This window comes from Pseudomonas sp. IT-P171 (assembly GCF_949767765.1).
Taxonomy (GTDB): Bacteria; Pseudomonadota; Gammaproteobacteria; order Pseudomonadales; family Pseudomonadaceae; genus Aquipseudomonas; species Aquipseudomonas fluorescens_B.
Genome location: NZ_CATKQN010000005.1, coordinates 78,957 through 96,862 on the forward strand (window position 1 = coordinate 78,957; position 17,906 = coordinate 96,862).

Here is a 17,906-nt window from a genome sequence, read left to right on the forward strand (position 1 = left end):
AGCAGGTTCGCTCCCACAGGTTCGTGCAAACCCTTTGAGAGCGAACCTGCTCGCGAAAAGCCTTACGCCGTTGCCAGGGAAGGTTCTTTGGAAACACTCAAGAACCGCAACAATGCCAACAACGGAAACGCGCTGCCCACGATCACGATCCACAACCAGCCACCGTGCTCATACACTGCACTCGCGACCGAGGAGCCGAAGGCGCCGCCGATGAAAATGCTGGTCATGTACAGCGCATTCAGGCGGCTGCGGCTTTTGGCGTCGAGGGCGTAGACCGCGCGTTGGCCCAGGACCATGTTCATTTGCACACAGAAGTCGAGCACCACGCCGGTGACGGCAAGGCCGATGACGCTGTAGGCCGGATGGATGAACGCCGGCAGGAAGCTCAGGCTGGCGAACAGCAGGGCCAGCAACGAAGCGATGCGGGTGTGGCCTGCGTCAGCCAGTCGACCGGCGATCGGCGCGGCGATCGCACCGATGGCTCCCACCAAAGCGAAGATCGCGATCTGGGTTTGCGACAGGCCGTGATTGCGTGCCAGTTCCAGCGGCACCGCTGTCCAGAACAGGCTGAACGTGGCGAACATGCAACCCTGGTAGAACGCACGCTGACGCAGTACCGGTTGCTGGCGCAACAGCGTCCACAGCGAGCCCAGCAATTGGCCATAAGAGGCGCTGTGATCGGGCTGGCGCTTGGGAATCGTCACCGCCAGCACGATGCTGATCGCCGCCATCAACACGGCGGCGATCACGAACATCGCGCGCCAGCCGAAGTGATCAGCCACAACGCTGGATACCGGCCGCGCCAACAGAATCCCCAGCAGCAAACCGCCCATGATTCCGCCGACCACCCGGCCACGGGTCTCCTCGGGCGCCAGGTGCGCGGCCAGTGGAATCAGGATCTGCACCGACACCGAGCTGAAACCCACCAGCAACGAGATCAACAGAAACACGTTGGGTTGATCGGTAAACGCAGCGCCCAACAGACTGGCAATCGCCACCACCGTGGTGATGATCATCAACCGACGGTTTTCCAGCAAATCGCCCAGCGGCACCAGGAAGAACAGGCCCAGCGCGTAACCAATCTGGGTCAGCGAAACGATCAGGCTCGCCATGGTGCTGGTCAGGCCAATGTCCGGCGCGATCAGGCCGATGATCGGCTGGGCGTAGTAAATGTTGGCAACAATGGCGCCACAGCAAAAGGCGAACAGCAGCACCATGCCTTTGGTCATTGTCGTGGCGCCGTGAGGTGCCTGGTTCGCTGGGTTCATAACGTGTCTCGCTGAGCAAAATGGAATGCGCGCAGGCTAAGCGGCTGGCCGCAACGGCGGAAGTGGGATTGGAGTGATAGCAATCATTCCATTGCGGAATGAGAGGCGCCGGTGTGTACCGTTGCCGATGAACCCTGCGCCAGAATTTTGAAGTCTGATGATACATTCACTTACATCTTGTTCGATAGCGTGCTTATGTTCTCTTCACGATTCATAACCGGAAGGCACTTTCATGAACGCGATGTTCCGTCACCTGATTTGCGGCGCTTTGATCGGGTTGTTTATGGCAAGTCTCGCGCAGGCGGCCGACGCGCCGGGCATGCGCATCGGCTTGCGCGGCGAGATCACCGGAGTGACTCCAGAGGTGCTGAAAGTCCACGTCAACAGCGGTGAAAACGTAGTCATCAATTTGACCAGGGACACCAAGGTCCGCGCTGTAACCCTGGCCAATATCGAAGACATCAAACCGGGCAGCTACATAGGGTCGGCGGCCATTGCGCAGGAAGACGGTTCGCTCAAAGCCCTGGAAGTCCATGTCTTCCCACCGGAGCTGGCCGGCAGCGGCGACGGCCATCGGCCTTTCGATCTGGTCAAGGGCAGCAGCATGACCAATGGCAGCGTCGGCGATCTGGTGGTGAGCAATGGTCGTGTGCTGACCGTCAACTACAAAGGTGATCAGCAGAAGATTCTGGTGCCGGAGGATGTGCCGATTGTGAACCTGTTGCCAGGGGACCGCAGCTTGCTGAAAGTGGGTGTGAAGATCGTGACGTTCGTGACGCAGAGTGCCGACGGGACGCTGACGGCGCAGTCGATTTCGGCCGGCAAGGATGGCGTCACACCGCCGATGTAGCTGCTTGGGGCAGAACCTGTGAGAGCGAGCCTGTGTGGCGAGGGAGCTTGCTCCCGCAGGGTCGCGATGCGGCCCCAAAAACTTTGCGACTGCTTCGCAGCCGAGCTGGAGCAAGCTCCCTCGCCACACAAGGCTCGCTTGCACACTGATTCGTGGCGAAAAACGCCCACAAAAAAGGCGACCTTATCGGGTCGCCTTTTTCATTGGCTCAGGAATTACTGGCCGTTGTAAATCTGATCAAAAATTCCGCCATCATTGAAGTGAGTCTTCTGCACGGTGCGCCAGTCGCCAAAGGTCTTCTCCACCGACAGGAAATCCACCTTCGGGAAGCGATCGTTGTACTTGGCCAGTACCGCCGGATCACGTGGACGCAGGTAGTTGGCGGCGGCAATTTCCTGACCTTCCGGCGACCACAGGTACTTCAGGTATTCCTCGGCTGCAGCGCGGGTGCCTTTCTTCTCGACCACTTTGTCGACCACAGACACCGGCGGTTCGGCCTCTGCGGAGACGGTTGGGTAGATGACTTCGAACTGGTCGCGGCCAAACTCGCGGGCAATCATTTCCGCTTCGTTTTCGAAGGTCACGAGCACGTCGCCGATCTGGTTGGTCATGAAGGTGGTGGTGGCGGCACGGCCACCGGTATCGAGCACGGGCGCTTGTTTGAACAGTTTGCCGACGAAGGCTTTGGCCTTGTTCTCGTCACCGCCGTTTTTGAGCACATAACCCCAGGCCGACAGATAGGTGTAGCGGCCGTTGCCCGAGGTTTTCGGGTTCGGCACGATCACTTGCACACCGTCCTTGAGCAGGTCAGGCCAGTCTTTCAACGCTTTCGGGTTGCCTTTGCGAACGATGAACACCGTTGCCGAAGTGAACGGCGCGCTGTTGTTCGGCAGGCGTGTGACCCAGTTGTCCGGGACCAGTTTGCCGTTGTCCGCGAGTGCGTTGATGTCGGTGGCCATGTTCATGGTGATGACGTCAGCCGGCAGGCCGTCGATCACGGAGCGCGCCTGTTTGCTGGAACCGCCGAAGGACATCTGCAGGGTGATGTTTTCGTTGTGCTCGGCTTGCCAGTGTTTCTGGAAGGCAGCGTTGTAGTCCTTGTAGAAATCGCGCATCACGTCATAGGAAACGTTGAGCAGAGTCGGTGCAGCCTGAGCCACGCTGGCCAATGCCAGGCCAGCGGCCAGAAGTGAGGCGCCAAAGAGTTTTTTCACTGCGCTTTCCTTGTTCTAATTTAAAAATGAGGCGATTTGCCAGCGACTATAACTGCGCTTGCATAGTCCTTTAAAGATTAAAAAGTACTTTGCTTATTCCTGTTTCTTAAACAGAGCATTGCCGCACCGCGAGCAAAATGCAGCGCCATGCTCATGGCTGTTTTTCTTGCACACCGGGCAGTCGTGTTGCAACTGTTCGCCGCGCATGGCGTTTGCCAGCTCCGCGGTGAAAATCCCCGTCGGCACCGCGATGATCGAGTAACCGGTGATCATCACCAGCGAGGAAATCACCTGGCCCAGCGGCGTCTTGGGCACGATGTCGCCAAAGCCTACGGTGGTCAGCGTCACGATTGCCCAGTAGATACCTTTCGGAATGCTGGTAAAGCCGTGCTCCGGACCTTCGATCACGTACATCAGCGTGCCGAACACGGTTACCAGTGTGCAGACGCTGACCAGAAACACCACGATCTTCTGCTTGCTGCCGCGCAGAGCCGACATCAGGTAATTGGCTTGTTTCAGATAAGGGCTGAGCTTGAGCACGCGGAAAATCCGCAGCATCCGAATGATCCGGATAATCAGCAAATACTGCGCATCGGCGTAATACAGCGCGAGGATGCCCGGCACGATCGCCAGCAAATCCACCAGTCCGTAAAAGCTGAACGCGTAACGCAATGGCTTCGGCGAACAGTAGAGCCGCAGGCCATATTCGATGGCGAAGATGACGGTGAAGCCCCACTCGATGTACGCCAGCACGTTGGCGTAGTTCTGGTGGATCGTGTCGATGCTGTCGAGCATCACGATGATGATGCTGGCAAGGATGATCAACAGCAGGATGCCGTCGAAGCGCCGTCCGGCCTTGGTGTCGCTCTGGAAAACCATGACGTAAAGGTCTTCACGCCAGTTTTTGCTGCTGTCCATGGAAAACGCCTGAATCGAGAATCAGCGCAGCCTAGGGTGATTCTCCCCGGTAGCGCAAGGCGCACTGTCGACGGCGGCCTGGCGCAGCACGCGAATGCCTGCGCGGATCAGCCAGCACGCGAGGATGAATGGCGCGGTCAGCGTGGCCAGACCGAGCGCGGCGAAGCCCGGTGTGAGCAATACGGCAAGGGCAATGCCCAGCAGTGGCAACCAGGGCCGGCGGCGTTGTCCGCTGAAGGCGAGGGCGGCGAGCACGGCGTTGTAACCCCCGAGCCCCTGCAACGCGGTTGACGTTTCGTGATGAAGCAAGGCGAACCCGAGTCCGACAACGGAGCCCAGCAAAGCCCACATAAACGCGCGACGGTCGGCGAGCAGCAAGCCCGCGGCAATCAGTGCCCCCGCCAGCGGATGACCGAGAAACATCACCTGACCAAGTCCCTTCAGCGCAGCGGCGAACAAGTTGAACGTGTTCATTTCGATCAGTGGCGCGGGGTGTTGTGGCGCGGCAAACGACAGCAGCAACCAGCTCATGCCGACGAAGGGCGCGGTGTAGGCCGGCAGGCAATGATGGTCGCGGGCGCGTTTCAACCATTGCTGGGTGAGCATGGCACTCAGTCCGCCAGCGGCAATGATCAGCGGCGGCAACAGGGCGGACCAGGGAAAATACAGGCTCAGCAGCAAGCCGAGGAGGACACCGTTGTAGCTGAACAGTCCGGCCTGACGATCGGCCTTGGCGTAATTGCGACGTTGCGCGGTGAGCAAACCGGCGAGGCCGCCCAGCAGGGCACCACCCAGCAGGGCCGGTGCGGTAAAAAGAATCGCCAACAGACACAGCAGGCCGCACAGCGGATGGCGCTGGAGGAAAATCTGACTGAAGCCGTTGAGCAGGGCAGTCGCCCAATCGGGGCAGTGGGTGTTGAAGTGGTGGGCAGGCATGATGAAGTCTGGGGCAGTGGGAAAAACCAAGGTCTTGCATAAACATTGTGGCGAGGGAGCTTGCTCCCGCTGGGCCGCGAAGCGACCCCGATTCGGCGAATGCGGTTTTTCTGTTGGAACCGTCATGCCAAAGCGACGACTGCTTCGCCGTCGAGCGGGAGCAAGCTCCCTCGCCACAGAGCTCGTTCTTTAAATCAACGTTTCTATACGCAACGAGTTAGTCGACCCCGGCTGCCCAAACGGCACCCCCGCCGTGATCAATAACGTATCCCCGCGCTGCGCCATACCCTGCGCCTGCGCAATCTCCAGCGCCGTCGAACACACTTCATCCACCTGCCGCAGCCGATCATTCACCACGGAGTGCACGCCCCACGCGACCGTCAAGCGGCGAGCTGTCTGCAGGTTCGGCGTCAGGTTCAGAATCGGCACGGTCGGCCGTTCCCGCGCCGCACGCAGGCTCGACGCCCCCGACTCGCTGTAATTGACCAGCACCGCCACCGGCAGCACGTTGCTGATACGGCGGATCGCGCAGCTGATCGCATCGGAAACGGTCGCCTCAGCCTTCGGCCGGCTGACGTCCAGTTGCGTTTGATAGTCCGGGCCGTTTTCCACCTGGCGGATGATCTTGCTCATCATCTGCACGGCTTCCATCGGGTACTCCCCGGACGCGGTTTCCGCCGACAGCATCACCGCATCCGCACCTTCGGCCACGGCGTTGGCCACGTCGGTGACTTCAGCGCGGGTGGGCGCCGGGGAGAAGCGCATCGACTCGAGCATCTGTGTCGCCACCACCACCGGTTTACCGAGTTCGCGGCAAATGCCGATGATGTTTTTCTGAATCTGCGGCACGCTTTCGGCCGGCACTTCGACGCCGAGGTCGCCACGGGCAACCATGATCGCGTCGCTCAGTTCAGCGATTTCCCGCAGCTGAGTGACTGCCGACGGTTTCTCGATCTTGGCCATCAAAAACGCTTTGTCACCGATCAGCTCACGCGCTTCGCGAATGTCTTCCGGGCGCTGTACGAACGACAGCGCGACCCAGTCCACACCCAGCTCCAGGCCGAAACTCAAGTCTCGACGATCCTTGGCCGTCAGCGGGCTCAGTTCCAGAACCGCCTGTGGCACGTTCACGCCTTTGCGGTCCGACAACTCACCGCCATTGAGCACCGTGGTGTCGATGGTATCGGCGTACTTGGTGACCACGCGCAGACGCAGTTTGCCGTCGTCCAGCAGCAGGTCCATGCCCGGCTCCAGTGCGGCGATGATCTCCGGGTGCGGCAGGTTGACCCGGCGTTGGTCGCCCGGCGTCGGGTCCAGATCCAGGCGCAGCGCCTGGCCACGATGCAGTTGCACCTTGCCTTCGGCGAACTTGCCGACCCGCAGTTTCGGGCCTTGCAGGTCCATCAGAATGCCCAGCGGGTAATTCAGCTGACGCTCGACTTCACGTATCCATTGATAGCGCTGGGCGTGGTCGGCGTGATCGCCGTGGCTGAAGTTCAGGCGGAAGATGTTGACTCCGGCCTGCACCAGCTCGCGGATGTCTTCGAGGCCATCGGTGGCCGGGCCGAGGGTGGCGAGGATTTTGACCTTTTTATCAGGCGTCATGTTTAGGGCTCTCGAGAATCAGAATGGCGCGGAAATCGTTGACGTTGGTGCGGGTCGGCTCGGTAACGATCAGTGCGTCCAGCGCCGCGAAATAGCCGTAGCCATTGTTGTTGTCGAGTTCATCGCTGGCGCTCAAACCGAGGGCGGCGGCGCGGGCGTAGCTGTCCGGGGTCATGATCGCGCCGGCATTGTCTTCGGAGCCGTCGATGCCATCGGTGTCACCGGCCAGCGCGTAGACGCCGGGCAGGCCTTTGAGGCTGTCGGTCAGGCTGAGCAGGAATTCGGCGTTACGTCCGCCTCGGCCATTGCCGCGCACGGTGACCGTGGTTTCGCCGCCCGAGAGGATCACGCACGGCGCCGGCAATGGCTGGCCATGCAAGACCACTTGCCGCGCAATGCCAGCGTGCACCTTGGCGACTTCGCGGGACTCGCCTTCGAGGTCGCCGAGGATCTGCGGGCTGAAACCGGCCTGACGCGCTTTCACGGCGGCCGCTTCAAGCGACTGCTGTGGACGGGCGATCAATTGGAAATGACTGCGCGCGAGGCTCGGATCGCCGGGTTTGACCGTCTCCGAGTCGGGGCTTTGCAGCCAGTTGCGCACCGAGGCCGGGACCTCGATGCCGTAGCGCTTGAGAATCGCCAGTGCTTCGGCGGAGGTGCTTGGGTCGGCCACGGTGGGGCCGGAGGCGATGACCGTGGCGAGGTCGCCCGGCACATCGGAAATCGCGTAGGTATAAACAGTGGCGGGCCAGCAGGCCTTGCCGAGACGGCCACCTTTGATCGCCGAGAGGTGTTTGCGTACGCAGTTCATCTCGCCGATGGTCGCGCCGGATTTGAGCAGGGCTTTGTTGATCGATTGCTTGTCGGCGAGGCTGATGCCGGCGGCGGGAAGTGCGAGCAGTGCAGAGCCACCGCCCGAAAGCAGAAAGATCACGCGGTCGTCTTCCGTCAGGTTGCTGACCAGTTCAAAGACGCGCCTGGCGACCGCTTGACCGGCGGCATCCGGCACCGGGTGCGCGGCTTCGACCACTTCGATTTTTTCGCATGGGGCGCCGTGGCCGTAACGCGTCACCACCAGACCGGACACTTCACCCTGCCAGCAGCGCTCGACCACCTGGGCCATGGCGGCGGCGGCTTTGCCGGCGCCGATCACGATCACTCGACCCGTGCGATCGGCGGGCAAATGGGCTTCGAGTACTTGCTGCGGATGGGCCGCGTCGATGGCTGTGGCAAACAGCTCGCGCAGGAATTGTTGCGGATCGACCGACATGGCGGGCTCCCGGAATTCTTGTTATTGGAAGAGCAACTCGGGTTCCTGTGGGAGCTAGCCTGCTAGCGATTCAGGCGCTAAGGTCTTTTAGACACACCGCGTCGATTTCATCGCTGGCAGGCCAGCTCCCACAGGTTTCAGGGCAGGGCTTACTGCTTATCGCGAATCGAGAAATTCGCCATGTGTTCCAGGCCCTTGATCAGTGCCGAGTGGTCCCAGTTGCTGCCACCGATGGCCGCGCAGGTGCTGAACACTTGCTGGGCGTTCGCGGTGTTCGGCAGGTTGATGTTCAGTTCCTTGGCGCCTTGCAGGGCCAGGTTCAGGTCCTTTTGGTGCAGGCTGATGCGGAAACCCGGGTCGAAGGTGCCTTTGATCATGCGTTCGCCGTGCACTTCGAGGATCTTCGATGAAGCGAAACCGCCCATCAGCGCTTCACGTACCTTGGCGGGATCGGCACCGTTTTTCGAGGCGAACAACAGGGCTTCGGCGACGGCCTGGATGTTCAGCGCGACGATGATCTGGTTCGCCACTTTCGCGGTTTGGCCATCGCCATTGCCACCGACCAGGGTGATGTTCTTGCCCATGGCCTGGAACAGCGGCAGTGCGCGTTCGAAGGCGTCGGCATCGCCGCCGACCATGATGCTCAGGGTCGCAGCCTTGGCGCCGACTTCACCGCCGGAAACCGGTGCGTCGAGGTACTGCGCGCCTTTTTCGTTGATTTTGGTCGCGAAGGCTTTGGTGGCGGTGGGCGAGATCGAGCTCATGTCGATCACGATTTTGCCTTTGCCGACACCGGCCGCTACGCCGTCGGCGCGGAACAGTACGTCATCGACCTGCGGAGTATCCGGCACCATGACGATGATGAATTCGGCTTCTTGCGCGACTTCTTTCGGGTTGGCCAAAGCGACGGCGCCACCGGCAACCAGGTCGGCAGGCGCGGCGTCGTGGTGCGCCGACAGGAACAGGCTGTGACCGGCTTTTTGCAGGTTCAACGCCATTGGGTGGCCCATGATGCCGGTGCCGATAAATCCGATTTTAGCCATGAGAAATTCCTCTTGTTTTTGTCTTGCCAAATAATGTGTGCAGCACACCCTGTGGCGAGGGAGCTTGCTCCCGCCGGGGCACGCAGCGGCCCCAAAACCAACCGCTGTGGTGTATCAGGCAGAAGCGGCATTCAGGTTTTGCGCCTGCTTCGCAGCCGAGCGGGAGCAAGCTCCCTCGCCACAGTGGTTCTGCGTCAGCTTCAAATCGCGTTATGGGTTTTCAGCCAGCCCAGACCCGCTTCGGTGGTGGTCAGCGGCTTGTATTCACAGCCAACCCAACCTTGATAACCAATGCGGTCCAGGTGTTCGAACAGGAAGCGGTAGTTGATTTCACCGGTGCCCGGTTCGTTGCGTCCAGGGTTGTCGGCCAGCTGGATGTGGTTGATCTCGCCCAGGTGCGCGGCCATGGTGCGGGCCAGGTCACCCTCCATGATTTGCATGTGATAGATGTCGTATTGCAGGAACAGGTTGGCACTGCCAACCTGTTCGCGAATCGACAGGGCTTGCGCCGTGTTGTTCAGATAAAAACCCGGGATGTCGCGGGTGTTGATCGCTTCCATCACCAGTTTGATACCCGCCGCCTGCAGCTTGTCGGCCGCGTACTTGAGGTTGGCGACAAAGGTTTTTTCCACGGTGGCATCGTCGATGCCCTGTGGACGAATACCGGCCAGGCAGTTCACCTGGGTGTTGCCCAGCACTTGTGCGTAAGCGATGGCCAGATCGACACCGGCGCGGAACTCTTCGACCCGGTCTGGCAGGCAGGCAATGCCGCGCTCGCCCTTGGCCCAGTCACCGGCCGGCAGGTTGAACAGCACCTGGGTCAGGCCATTGGCGTCGAGCTTGGCCTTAATGTCGGCGGAGCTAAAGTCGTAGGGGAACAGGTATTCGACACCACTGAAGCCGGCCTTGGCGGCCGCTTCAAAACGGGCGAGGAAATCCTGTTCGGTGAACAGCATGGACAGGTTGGCTGCGAAACGCGGCATGGTGGTCTCCCGTATGTGTGGGGTGGTCGTTCCCGGATCCTTGTGGGAGCGACCCTACAAGTTAATCGAGCAACGAAATCGCCGTCGGCGCATCGTTGCCGACCAGCGCCAGGTCTTCGAATTCGTTGACGGCGTTGATCTCGGTGCCCATGGAAATGTTGGTCACGCGCTCCAGAATAATCTCGACGATCACCGGCACCTTGAACTCTTCGATCAGTTCCTGAGCCTTGCGCAGGGCAGGCTGGATCTGACCCGGTTCGAACACACGCAGCGCCTTGCAACCGAGGCCTTCGGCGACCGCGACGTGATCGACGCCGTAACCGTTGAGTTCCGGAGCGTTCAGGTTATCGAAGGACAGCTGCACGCAGTAGTCCATGTCAAAACCGCGCTGGGCCTGACGAATCAGCCCCAGGTACGAGTTGTTTACCACAACATGGATGTACGGCAGTTTGAACTGCGCGCCCACGGCCAGCTCTTCGATCATGAACTGGAAATCATAGTCGCCCGACAGTGCCACGACCTTGCGGGTCGGATCGGCCTTGACCACGCCCAGCGCTGCCGGAATGGTCCAGCCTAGCGGGCCGGCCTGACCGCAGTTGATCCAGTGACGCGGCTTGTAGACGTGCAGGAACTGCGCGCCGGCAATCTGCGACAGACCGATGGTGCTGACGTAGCAGGTGTCTTTGCCGAACACCTGGTTCATCTCTTCGTACACGCGCTGCGGCTTGACCGGCACGTTGTCGAAGTGGGTCTTGCGCTGCAGGCTGGCTTTGCGCTGCTGGCAGTCTTGCAGCCAGGCGCTGCGGTTTTTCAGTTTGCCGGCGGCCTGCCATTCGCGAGCGACTTCGATGAACACGGTCAGCGCGGCAGCGGCGTCGGACACGATGCCCAGGTCCGGGGTGAACACGCGGCCGATCTGAGTGCCTTCGATGTCGACGTGAATGAACTTGCGGCCTTCGGTGTACACGTCGACCGAACCGGTGTGACGGTTGGCCCAACGGTTACCGATGCCGAGTACGACGTCGGATTTCAGCATCGTGGCGTTGCCGTAACGGTGCGAGGTCTGCAAGCCAACCATGCCGACCATCAGCGGGTGATCGTCCGGAATGGTGCCCCAGCCCATCAGGGTCGGAATCACCGGAATACCGGTCAGCTCTGCGAATTCCACCAGCAATTCGCTGGCGTCGGCATTGATGATGCCGCCACCGGCCACCAGCAACGGACGTTCGGCCTGATCGAGCAGGGCCAGGGCTTTTTCCACCTGAACGCGGGTCGCGCTCGGCTTGGCCAATGGCAGCGGCTGGTAGGCATCGATGTCGAATTCGATTTCGGCCATCTGCACGTCGAACGGCAGATCGATCAGCACCGGACCCGGGCGGCCGGAGCGCATTTCGAAGAACGCCTTCTGGAACGCGTAAGGCACCTGGCCCGGCTCCAGAACGGTGGTTGCCCACTTGGTCACTGGCTTGACGATGCTGGTGATGTCGACGGCCTGGAAGTCTTCCTTGTGCATCCGGGCGCGGGGTGCTTGCCCCGTGATGCACAGGATCGGGATCGAGTCGGCCGAGGCGCTGTAGAGCCCGGTGACCATGTCCGTACCGGCCGGGCCGGAGGTGCCGATGCACACGCCGATGTTGCCGGCCTTGGTGCGAGTGTAGCCCTCGGCCATGTGCGAGGCGCCTTCAACGTGGCGAGCGAGGACGTGATCGATGCCACCGACCTTCTGCAAGGCGTTGTACAGCGGGTTGATCGCGGCGCCCGGGATGCCAAAAGCGGTATCAACCCCTTCGCGGCGCATCACCAGAACGGCTGCTTCGATTGCTCTCATTTTGCTCATGGTTTTGTGCCTCTTACGTTTTGTAATTGTATACAAGTGGCTTTGCGCAGAGTGTATTCACGGCGGACGGCGCAGGTCAATCCATTTTCTCAAGCGACTGTTTCATTCGTCGGAAGCCTGTTCTGCTGTGGCTTTTCGTCGCATGGGGCGCTTTTCGAGAATTATTGTATACAAAAAAATAACTCATTGTGTTCTATTTGTTGCATCGGTCTGCAGCACAAACGCGCAGTCCATTCGCTTTCCCTATAACAAAATGAGGACGGCACCATGAGCGCTTTAACCTTGAAAATGGCAGTCAACCTGACCAGTCAGGCCATCTCCGCCGCGCGTGCGATTTCGGCGGCCCCGTTGACCATTGCCGTGCTGGATGCCGGCGGGCATCTGCTTTCGCTGCAACGCGAAGACGGCGCCAGCCTGCTGCGACCGCACATCGCCATCGGCAAAGCCTGGGGCGCCATCGCGCTGGGCAAAGGCTCACGCCTGCTGGCACTGGACGCCCAGCAACGCCCGGCGTTTATTGCGGCTTTGAACAGTCTGGGGCAGGGCAGTGTGGTGCCGGCACCGGGAGGCGTGTTGATTCGGGATCAGGACGGGAATGTGCTGGGAGCGGTGGGGATCAGCGGGGATCTGTCGGATGTCGACGAACAGTGTGCGATCGATGCGATCGAGGCGTTGGGGTTGCGGGCGGATGCGGGGGTGAGTGCTTAATCTTTATTGATTGATCTATCGCCATCGCCAGCAGGCTGGCTCCCACAGGGGATTATCTGAGCATCAGAGATCACTGTGGGAGCTAGCCTGCTAGCGATAGCTATCGTCCAGACAGATCCGGCTAAAAGTCTGTCCCGTCATTTAATAAACACAGGTCTAGCCTTCTTCATGACTTTAATCATGCAGTGGCAAAGGAATGCCTGATTTACCCGCTTCAAACCGCTTACGCATCGGCCGATATGCCGAGCCAAACCGTATCTATCTGTTGACCACCAACACACTCGCTAGAAAACCTGTTTTCAAGGATTTCAACTTGGGCAGATTGGTCGTCGCACAGTTTCGCGTGGCACAAGACCAAGGCGACGTTAACTCATTAGCCTGGGTCATCATGCCTGATCACTTCCATTGGTTGATTGAGTTGCAGGAGGGATCACTGGGAGACCTCATGCAAAAAACCAAATCACTGAGCACCAAAGCTGTGAATCAGTTCACTGGCCACAAGATCGCTCTCTGGCAGAAAGGCTTTCACGACCGGGCTCTGCGGCGGGAAGAGGATTTGGTGACGGTGGCGCGGTATGTCGTGGCCAACCCGTTGCGGGCAGGACTGGTGGAGAAGCTTGGCGACTACCCACTGTGGGATGCCATATGGGTTTGAGTTGAAACCGAGTCGTCTTCATCGCTAGCAGGCTAGCTCCCACAGGGGATTTGTGAACGCCACAGATCCAGTGTGGGAGCTAGCGTGCAAGCGATAAAGTCACCGCACTCTTAATGATCCGGCTCACATCCTTTAAGCACCAACCGAATAATCGTCCGCGCCGCGGCTTCATAATCCTCTTCATCCAGCTTGGCCTTGCCGGTAATCGCGGTGATCTGCCAGTCAAAGTCGGCGTAGGTCTGGGTCGCGGCCCAGATGCTGAACATCAGGTGGTTGGGGTCGATGGGGGCGATCTGGCCGCGGTCGATCCAGGTCTGGATGCAATCGATGTTGTGCTTGGCCTGGCTGTTCAGTTGTTCGACCAGGTCGGCGCTCAGGTGCGGGGCGCCGTGCATGATTTCGCTGGCGAACACCTTGGAGGCGAAGGGCAGGTCGCGGGAGATGCGGATTTTCGAGCGAATGTAGCCGCTCAGCACTTCACTGGGCACGCCGTCGGCGTTGAACGGTGTCGAGGCCTGCAGGATGGGCTCGATGATGCTTTCCAGGACCTCGCGGTAGAGGTTTTCCTTGGATTTGAAGTAGTAGTAGACGTTGGGCTTGGGCAATCCCGCCTTGGCTGCGATGTCACTGGTTTTGGTCGCAGCGAAGCCCTTGTCGGCAAATTCTTCACTGGCGGCACGCAGGATCAGTTCTTTGTTGCGCTCGCGGATAGTGCTCATAAACCAGGTGGTTCCTTGCCTGTTCTGGCGGTTGCGCATGGTAGCACCGGCCTCGCGCGACGCTCAAGAATGCCCCGTGTGGTGCTCGGCCACGCTATGCTGCGCAGTATTCATTCAAGAAGGACACCTGATTCATGGCAGGAAGCAGTTTACTGTTGCTGATCGACGACATTGCCGCCGTACTCGACGACGTGGCGTTGATGACCAAAATGGCCGCCAAGAAAACCGCCGGCGTGCTCGGTGACGACCTGGCGCTCAACGCCCAGCAGGTCAGTGGTGTACGCGCCGAGCGGGAAATCCCGGTGGTCTGGGCGGTCGCCAAGGGCTCCTTTCTCAACAAACTGATCCTGGTGCCCTCGGCGTTGGCGATCAGTGCGTTCATTCCCTGGCTGGTCACGCCGTTGCTGATGGTCGGCGGCGCCTACCTGTGTTTCGAAGGTTTCGAGAAGCTCGCGCACAAGTTCCTGCACAGCAAGGCTGAAGATCAGGCAGAGCATGCGGAACTGGTCGAAGCCGTGGCCGATCCGGCGGTCGATCTGGTGGCGTTCGAAAAGGACAAGATCAAGGGCGCCATCCGCACCGACTTCATTCTTTCAGCGGAAATCATCGCCATCACCCTCGGCACCGTGGCGGATGCGTCGCTGACCCAGCAAGTCATCGTGCTCTCAGGCATCGCCATCGTCATGACCATCGGCGTCTATGGTCTGGTGGCCGGCATCGTCAAGCTCGATGACCTCGGCCTGTGGCTGACCCAGAAGCCCGGCCAGATGGCTAAAAGCATCGGCGGCGGGATTTTGCGTGCGGCGCCCTACATGATGAAAAGCCTGTCGGTGATCGGCACAGCGGCGATGTTTCTGGTGGGCGGCGGGATTCTCACCCACGGCGTACCGGTGGTTCATCACTGGATCGAAAGCGTCAGCGCGGGGGCGGGCGGTGCCGGGTTTATCGTGCCGACATTGTTGAACGCGGTGGCGGGGATTGTGGCGGGTGCGGTGGTATTGGCGGGTGTGATGGTTGTCAGCAAGATCTGGAAAACAGTGAAAGGCTAACGCCTGACACAGTTGATTTGTGGTGTTTGAAGTACCGCGCATGAAAAAGGCCATTCGACTCGCATCGAATGGCCTTTTTTGTTGCTGCCGGATTACTCGGCGATCTGCAGCTTGCGCGACTCGGTGTACACGTAGCGCACCTTCTCATACTCGAACGGCGAGTTCAGCTGGCCATAGCGGAAGCTGGTCTGGTGGCGCTTGTCGATGCTGCGCAGGATCCACACTTCAGGGTGGTTGGAGCTGACTTCGGCGACGTTCAGGAAGTTGATCGCGTTTTCGGCAGTGAAGTCCACGGCCAGGCCGCCGGTGTCGCGGATGTTGGAAGGGCCGAGGATCGGCAGCACGAAGTAGGCGCCGCCCGGTACGCCGTAGAAACCGAGCGTCTGGCCGAAATCTTCGCTCTGGCGCGGCAGGCCCATGGCGGTGGCCGGGTCCCACAGGCCGGCAATACCGATGGTGGTATTGAGCAGCAGGCGCGCGGTGGTTTCCATCGAACGCTTACCCTTGAACTGCAGCAGGCTGTTCATCAGGTTCGGCACGTCGCCGAGGTTGTTGAAGAAGTTGCTGACGCCGGTGCGCAGGAAACCAGGCGTGATGTAGCGATAACCGTCGACCACCGGCAGGAACACCCATTGGTCGAAGCGGTAGTTGAAGTGATACACCCGGCGGTTCCACTCTTCCAGCGGGTCGTACACGTTCAGTGCGTTGAGGGTGGAGCGCTCGAACTCGCGCTGGTCCAGGCCCGGGTTGAATTTCAGTTTGCTCAACGGCTCCTTGAAACCGTCATTGTCGATGACAACTGGCGCGTTGGCTTTGCTGTTGTCGGCATTGGCGACGCCTGCACAGAGTAACGCTGCGATAAGCAGGAGGTATTTAGCCACGGAAGAACTCCAGCATGGCGTCGCTGTTGACGCGGTAGTTAAGGTTGCCGCAATGGCCGCCCAGTGGATAAACGGTCAAGCGATCGCCGAAGGTCTTGCGCAGGAAACCGAGGTCGCCAGGGCCGAGAATCACATCGTCGGCGTTATGCATGACCGCGATTTTCGGGCTGTCGTGCAGGTAATCCTTCAAGGCATACAGGCTGACCTGGTCGATCAGTTGCAGCAGGCTGCCGCCGTCGGTGCGCGCGCGCCACATCGGGATCACTTGTTCGGTGATGTAGCAGTCGAAGTCGCACTGCAGCGCACGCTTGAGGTACGGAGTGAGCGTCGTGCCTTCTGTGATAGGCGTTTTCGGCGGCGTGATCAGGCCGCGACGGTTGATCAGGTCCGAGGTAAAGGCGATGTCGGCGGCCGAGAAGCGGAACGACGTGCCGATGAGCATGGCCATCTGTTCGTTGGTCAGGTGTTGCTTGGACTGCTGGAAGTCATAGAGCAGGGCATCGTTGAGGTCGATGTAGCCTTTTTGCTGGAAGTAGCGGGTCAGTTTGTTCAGTACCAGTTCATAGAACGTCGTGCTGTTGTTGATGCCCTTGACCTCTGTCTGGACGAGCCTGTCCAGGTTGGTGATCGAGGTGTAGAGGTTGACCGGCGGGTTGAGCAGCAAGACTTTCTTGAAATTGAAGCTGCGGCGGGTTTCGTCCAGATGCGCGACGAATGCGGCGTCCAGGGCACCCAGGCTGTAACCGGTCAGGTAGTAATCGGTGACGGCCACTTTCGGGTTTTGTGCCCGCACGGCCTGCATCACCCGGTACATGTCTTCGGCGTCATCCTTGGTGATACCGGGCGTGGCAAAGCGTGACGCAGCGCTCATGAAGTCGAAGCTGGTGGGCGACGACAGCTGTACTACGTGGTAACCGGCTTTGTAGTAGAGCTTTTTCAGGTATTCGTTGAGGCTGCTGTCATAGCGCGCGCCAGTGCCGGCGATCAGGAAGATCAGTGGGGCCGCTTTATCCTGGGTGGCGATGCGATAGGTCAGTTTCTTCACCGGCCAGAAGTTGTCCGGCAGTTCGAACTCACGCTCCGGGCGCAACGTGACGCTGCGGGTTTCCTGGTCGATGTCATCGTCAAGCGGCAACTCCGGACGCAGGTCCGGCGGCGTCGTGGCGATAGTCGCCTCGAACGGGTTGGTCAAAGGGTAGCCATAACTGGCGGCGTCGATATCGACCGCCAGTGCGGACGCACTCAAAATAAGGCCGCCAAACAGGGCGGCGAAGCGCAAGGAACGGAGCATGACTAGATCCCTTAGAGAGAATGGTGCCGGATGAAGTTCGCAGGCTATGACCACAGGGGTTGCGTCAAAGTGCCATGCATCGGCACCAATCAGGCCTAATTTCGGAGTAATGGTAGGTGGACGATACACTTTGCAGCGATTGACTGCCCAGTTAACTGTTGTTAACGCTTGCGTCAGGCTGTCGTCGGATTAAGCTGGCCGCCGTTTTCGCTTATTGGAGTGCCTCATGTCCCGCCGTTTGCCCGTGATTCTGCTGCTTGTCTTGCTGCCTTTATGGCTGGCCGCCAGTTATGGCGCGCGTTATGGCTTCATGGAGGATGCGCAGTGGGTCGGTCTCTGCGTCGACGACGCGAGCCGCTGGGAATGCGTGGTCCGTTCGAACCTGGGCTTGATGATTCATTTCCAGGTATTGGGCTGGACCGCCCTGGCGGCAGCGGTAATCGGCTTTGTGTTGCCGGGCCGGGCAGGGTGGTGGTTGGCGATACTGGCGCTGGTGTTCGGGTTTCCGGCGCTGGCGTTGTACAACACGACGATGGCTGTGTTTGCTGTGGTGATTGCTGCTTTGCGACTGGTCCGGGCGCCTCGCGCCTGATCGTCAGCCCTCGCGGGCAAGTCGCGCTCCCACAGGATCTTTGTCGTACACAAAATCTGTATTCGCTGAAGAACCTGTGGGCGCGTG

General features: G+C 59.9%; 17 protein-coding genes. 5 read left to right on the forward strand and 12 right to left on the reverse strand.

All coding sequences use genetic code 11. The features are described 5' to 3' along the window. Positions 1–62 precede the first annotated feature (62 nt). Entirely contained in the window at positions 63–1,268 is a 1,206-nt protein-coding gene (locus tag ACM6I5_RS04515; protein WP_031318544.1) for an MFS transporter, read from the reverse strand. 232 nt (positions 1,269–1,500) lie between these two features. Between ACM6I5_RS04515 and ACM6I5_RS04520 the strand changes: the two genes are divergently transcribed. Beyond that, entirely contained in the window at positions 1,501–2,118 is a 618-nt protein-coding gene (locus tag ACM6I5_RS04520; RefSeq protein ID WP_414883273.1) for a hypothetical protein, read from the forward strand. A 215-nt stretch (positions 2,119–2,333) separates the two neighbouring features. Here ACM6I5_RS04520 and ACM6I5_RS04525 read toward each other — a convergent pair whose 3' ends face one another. The 8 genes from ACM6I5_RS04525 to gcl form a co-directional block, all read right to left on the reverse strand. Further along, a complete protein-coding gene (locus ACM6I5_RS04525) occupies positions 2,334–3,332 on the reverse strand; it encodes a sulfate ABC transporter substrate-binding protein (RefSeq protein WP_017337221.1) in 999 nt (332 codons plus the stop codon). Between the two features lie 93 nt (positions 3,333–3,425). After that, positions 3,426–4,250 carry an ion transporter gene (locus tag ACM6I5_RS04530; protein WP_414883274.1) on the reverse strand — a complete coding sequence of 275 codons (825 nt, stop codon included), beginning with the start codon at positions 4,248–4,250 and terminating at the stop codon, positions 3,426–3,428. 21 nt (positions 4,251–4,271) lie between these two features. After that, positions 4,272–5,186, reverse strand: coding sequence for an urea transporter (locus ACM6I5_RS04535; protein WP_414883275.1), 915 nt, complete (start codon positions 5,184–5,186; stop codon positions 4,272–4,274). Positions 5,187–5,375: 189 nt separating this feature from the next. Continuing rightward, complete coding sequence (gene pyk / locus ACM6I5_RS04540; RefSeq protein ID WP_414883276.1) at positions 5,376–6,791, reverse strand: pyruvate kinase; 1,416 nt, start codon at positions 6,789–6,791, stop codon at positions 5,376–5,378. Then, on the reverse strand, positions 6,781–8,061 hold the full coding sequence (locus tag ACM6I5_RS04545; protein WP_414883277.1) for a glycerate kinase type-2 family protein: 1,281 nt from the start codon (positions 8,059–8,061) through the stop codon (positions 6,781–6,783). Before ACM6I5_RS04545 ends, pyk begins: the two co-directional genes overlap by 11 nt. A 149-nt stretch (positions 8,062–8,210) precedes the next feature. After that, positions 8,211–9,104: a 2-hydroxy-3-oxopropionate reductase gene (locus tag ACM6I5_RS04550; RefSeq protein WP_414883278.1), complete on the reverse strand. Its 894-nt coding sequence runs from the start codon at positions 9,102–9,104 to the stop codon at positions 8,211–8,213. A gap of 200 nt (positions 9,105–9,304) precedes the next feature. Then, entirely contained in the window at positions 9,305–10,087 is a 783-nt protein-coding gene (gene hyi / locus ACM6I5_RS04555) for a hydroxypyruvate isomerase (protein WP_017337227.1), read from the reverse strand. Between the two features lie 61 nt (positions 10,088–10,148). After that, the gene (gene gcl / locus ACM6I5_RS04560) at positions 10,149–11,924 is read right to left on the reverse strand and encodes a glyoxylate carboligase (RefSeq protein WP_017337228.1); all 1,776 of its coding nucleotides are present in this window, start codon (positions 11,922–11,924) and stop codon (positions 10,149–10,151) included. A gap of 267 nt (positions 11,925–12,191) precedes the next feature. On the opposite strand from gcl, the gene ACM6I5_RS04565 reads away from it, so the two are divergent. Both ACM6I5_RS04565 and ACM6I5_RS04570 read left to right on the forward strand, forming a co-directional pair. Further along, the gene (locus tag ACM6I5_RS04565) at positions 12,192–12,632 is read left to right on the forward strand and encodes a GlcG/HbpS family heme-binding protein (protein WP_414883279.1); all 441 of its coding nucleotides are present in this window, start codon (positions 12,192–12,194) and stop codon (positions 12,630–12,632) included. Positions 12,633–12,828: 196 nt separating this feature from the next. Next, complete coding sequence (locus ACM6I5_RS04570; protein WP_414883280.1) at positions 12,829–13,287, forward strand: REP-associated tyrosine transposase; 459 nt, start codon at positions 12,829–12,831, stop codon at positions 13,285–13,287. Between the two features lie 110 nt (positions 13,288–13,397). Here the strand turns inward: ACM6I5_RS04570 and ACM6I5_RS04575 are convergent, their stop codons facing one another. After that, positions 13,398–14,006, reverse strand: a complete 609-nt coding sequence (locus ACM6I5_RS04575; RefSeq protein WP_414878537.1) for a TetR/AcrR family transcriptional regulator — start codon at positions 14,004–14,006, stop codon at positions 13,398–13,400. 134 nt (positions 14,007–14,140) lie between these two features. Between ACM6I5_RS04575 and ACM6I5_RS04580 the strand changes: the two genes are divergently transcribed. Then, on the forward strand, positions 14,141–15,055 hold the full coding sequence (locus ACM6I5_RS04580) for a DUF808 domain-containing protein (protein ID WP_017337231.1): 915 nt from the start codon (positions 14,141–14,143) through the stop codon (positions 15,053–15,055). A 92-nt stretch (positions 15,056–15,147) separates the two neighbouring features. Here ACM6I5_RS04580 and ACM6I5_RS04585 read toward each other — a convergent pair whose 3' ends face one another. Together ACM6I5_RS04585 and ACM6I5_RS04590 are read right to left on the reverse strand one after the other, a co-directional pair. Then, a complete protein-coding gene (locus ACM6I5_RS04585) occupies positions 15,148–15,936 on the reverse strand; it encodes a VacJ family lipoprotein (RefSeq protein ID WP_017337232.1) in 789 nt (262 codons plus the stop codon). Further along, on the reverse strand, positions 15,929–17,227 hold the full coding sequence (locus tag ACM6I5_RS04590; RefSeq protein WP_017337233.1) for a serine protein kinase PrkA: 1,299 nt from the start codon (positions 17,225–17,227) through the stop codon (positions 15,929–15,931). Before ACM6I5_RS04590 ends, ACM6I5_RS04585 begins: the two co-directional genes overlap by 8 nt. Positions 17,228–17,453: 226 nt before the next feature. On the opposite strand from ACM6I5_RS04590, the gene ACM6I5_RS04595 reads away from it, so the two are divergent. Next, a complete protein-coding gene (locus ACM6I5_RS04595; protein ID WP_414878539.1) occupies positions 17,454–17,819 on the forward strand; it encodes a hypothetical protein in 366 nt (121 codons plus the stop codon). Positions 17,820–17,906 lie beyond the last annotated feature (87 nt).

Excerpts from the sequence above, each read along its gene's own strand:
- ACM6I5_RS04515 (WP_031318544.1), bottom strand. The coding sequence starts at position 1,268 with ATGAACCCAGCGAACCAGGCACCTCACGGCGCCACGACAATGACCAAA.
- ACM6I5_RS04520 (WP_414883273.1), top strand. The coding sequence starts at position 1,501 with ATGAACGCGATGTTCCGTCACCTGATTTGCGGCGCTTTGATCGGGTTG.
- ACM6I5_RS04530 (WP_414883274.1), bottom strand. The coding sequence starts at position 4,250 with ATGGACAGCAGCAAAAACTGGCGTGAAGACCTTTACGTCATGGTTTTC.
- ACM6I5_RS04535 (WP_414883275.1), bottom strand. The coding sequence starts at position 5,186 with ATGCCTGCCCACCACTTCAACACCCACTGCCCCGATTGGGCGACTGCC.
- pyk (WP_414883276.1), bottom strand. The coding sequence starts at position 6,791 with ATGACGCCTGATAAAAAGGTCAAAATCCTCGCCACCCTCGGCCCGGCC.
- ACM6I5_RS04545 (WP_414883277.1), bottom strand. The coding sequence starts at position 8,061 with ATGTCGGTCGATCCGCAACAATTCCTGCGCGAGCTGTTTGCCACAGCC.
- ACM6I5_RS04550 (WP_414883278.1), bottom strand. The coding sequence starts at position 9,104 with ATGGCTAAAATCGGATTTATCGGCACCGGCATCATGGGCCACCCAATG.
- hyi (WP_017337227.1), bottom strand. The coding sequence starts at position 10,087 with ATGCCGCGTTTCGCAGCCAACCTGTCCATGCTGTTCACCGAACAGGAT.
- gcl (WP_017337228.1), bottom strand. The coding sequence starts at position 11,924 with ATGAGCAAAATGAGAGCAATCGAAGCAGCCGTTCTGGTGATGCGCCGC.
- ACM6I5_RS04565 (WP_414883279.1), top strand. The coding sequence starts at position 12,192 with ATGAGCGCTTTAACCTTGAAAATGGCAGTCAACCTGACCAGTCAGGCC.
- ACM6I5_RS04570 (WP_414883280.1), top strand. The coding sequence starts at position 12,829 with ATGCCTGATTTACCCGCTTCAAACCGCTTACGCATCGGCCGATATGCC.
- ACM6I5_RS04575 (WP_414878537.1), bottom strand. The coding sequence starts at position 14,006 with ATGAGCACTATCCGCGAGCGCAACAAAGAACTGATCCTGCGTGCCGCC.
- ACM6I5_RS04580 (WP_017337231.1), top strand. The coding sequence starts at position 14,141 with ATGGCAGGAAGCAGTTTACTGTTGCTGATCGACGACATTGCCGCCGTA.
- ACM6I5_RS04590 (WP_017337233.1), bottom strand. The coding sequence starts at position 17,227 with ATGCTCCGTTCCTTGCGCTTCGCCGCCCTGTTTGGCGGCCTTATTTTG.
- ACM6I5_RS04595 (WP_414878539.1), top strand. The coding sequence starts at position 17,454 with ATGTCCCGCCGTTTGCCCGTGATTCTGCTGCTTGTCTTGCTGCCTTTA.